Origin of the sequence: Pedobacter sp. HMWF019 (genome assembly GCF_003061025.1) — a bacterium.
Classification (GTDB): Bacteria; Bacteroidota; Bacteroidia; order Sphingobacteriales; family Sphingobacteriaceae; genus Pedobacter.
Genome location: NZ_QAIL01000245.1, coordinates 1 through 2270, shown reverse-complemented (window position 1 = coordinate 2270; position 2270 = coordinate 1). Strand labels below are relative to the sequence as shown.

Genomic DNA, 2270 nt, shown 5'->3' with positions numbered 1-2270 from the left:
GGTAGCATCGGAAGATGTTCCGGAGCACGTACCGGACGGAGCGTTGGGCAAACTGCTTAAAAAGATATTTGGGAAATAAAACACCAGAAAAAATTATTGCTAATGAAAAAGTTAATATATATAATAAAGTAAATAACCCGCGTAAGCGGATACATTCAAAATGTCATATGGTAAAAAATTCTAAGATCATAGCATGATTGTGCAAAAGAAAGGTGCTTTTGAATAGGCTAAAAGCACCTTTCTTTTCAAATTCCACAACATCTAAAATTTCAACTCAATACGTGTTCCTTTGTTGGGCGCAGAAACAATGTTTAATTCGCCATTCAATGACTTGGCCCGATATGCCATGTTGGAAAGTCCGTTGCCCCCGGTTTTCAGGAGCGGATCAAATCCTTTTCCATCATCGGCAACAACAAGTGAAATGATGTTATTCTCCAAAGTAACGTTAATCCAAACATTGTGGCCATTTGCGTATTTGGCCACATTATTTACGGCTTCTTTATAGATCAGATAAAAATCACGTCTCTTTTCCATAGACATTTTTCTTTTCAATAATCCCTCCTCATGATTAAAACGGAGGGTATATCCTTTTGCTTCGAACAACTCATAGGCATGTTCACGCATTCTGCTCAAAATGCTTTCAAAGGCGTCATTTTTATGGTAGATATTCCATACAATGTCGCTCATGGATTCCATCATTTCAGTTGCGTTATTGGTGATTTTGAGCAGGAGCGGTTCCCGGTCAAACGAGGTCTTTGAATTTTGCTGTTGTACAATTTTCGAATATATGGCGATGGTACTCAAGGAAGAGCCAAGCTCATCATGCAGATCCCGTGCAATTCGGTTCCTTAGGTTATTTACCTTGTTTAGCTGTGCGAGTCTGAAAAGATGAAGTCCATAAAACAAAGCAATGGTGGTCATTATGCTCAAAACATAAAACCACCAGGTTTTATACCATGGAGGAATAATAATCAACTTTAATGAGGTGTATTTATCTCCCCATGCAGGCGTACCATAATTTGCCTGTACTTTAAAATGGTATTCACCCGGATCTAAATTGGAATATGTAGCTTCCCTGGCCATTCCAGCATAAATGTAGTCTTTATCGAAACCCTTCATCATGTACCTATATCTGATATTGCCTGGTTTGCGGTAGTCCATCGCAGCAAATTGGAAAGTAAGCACATTATCATCGTAATTTAACCTTAATTCTTTGGTCGAATTTAAATCTGTTTTAAGAATGGAGTTCGTATCGGAAGGAATCACCGGTTTGTTAAAAAGGCGGAATTCTGTAAAAACAACCGCTGATGGACCCAGGGGTTTGATGTCTTGCGGATCAAAATAAGTAATCCCGTTCATTCCCCCAAAAAACAATAAACCGTCTGCAGTTTTCGCAAAAGCATAACGGTTAAATTCGTTGCTCTGAAGCCCGTCATCGACATTAAAGTTCTGGAAGGAATTTTTAACAGGGTCGAACCTTGATATTCCTTTATTGGTACTTAGCCAAAGCTTTCCTCCAGTGTCGGTCAGGATTCCGTAGATCACATTATTTGGCAGGCCGCTTTTTGTGTCAAATCTGGAAAACTGACCTGTTTTTTTATCAAGACGGTTCAGTCCTCCTCCTTTTGTACCTACCCATAAATAGTTCCCAGGATGATTAAAGTCATTACTTAAGGAAAGAATATAGTTGTTGCTTAGGGACACCTTATTTTTGTGGTCGTGAGCATAGCTGCTCTGCATCTGCCCTTTAAACCGATCAAAGCTATACAGCCCATTGGTGGTGCCTAACCAAAGAACCTTGCCATCCTGATAAATTTGCTGTAGAAAGTCATAATCATAAAGGGATTGGGGTGAGGGAAAATCGAATTTACTGAACTTCCCGGAAGCCGGGTCAAATTTTACCAGGAATCCTTTGTAGCCCATCCAGATATCATTTTTGTCATCACAGTAGATTGGAAAAGGGATTTCATTTATATTCTTATAGGGCAAGGGAACTTTAGTATAACTGCGGCTTTTCAAGTTGTATTTAAGAAGATTACCTTTTGCTCCTAAATAAATGCAATGGCCGGTATCTTTCGCAAAAGAGTTGACATGAATATTTGGATATTCTTTTTTCAGCGTTCCAAAATCCAGGTAACTGGAAATTTCGGGAATTTTGTCTTTTTTGAATTTAATTTTATGAAAGTTACTGGTATATATATTGTTTCCCTGGTCAGTAAGCAACTGGTACACTGCCTCGCCAGGAAAAATATGATGAAAAAGTTCTGCTT

General features: G+C 38.8%; 1 protein-coding gene. It reads right to left on the bottom strand.

Annotated features, from left to right (window positions below; translation table 11 throughout):
- Positions 1-261: 261 nt before the first annotated feature.
- A partial coding sequence (locus DBR11_RS14275) for a sensor histidine kinase (protein WP_233260760.1) occupies positions 262-2270 on the bottom strand: 2009 nt, incomplete at its 5' end.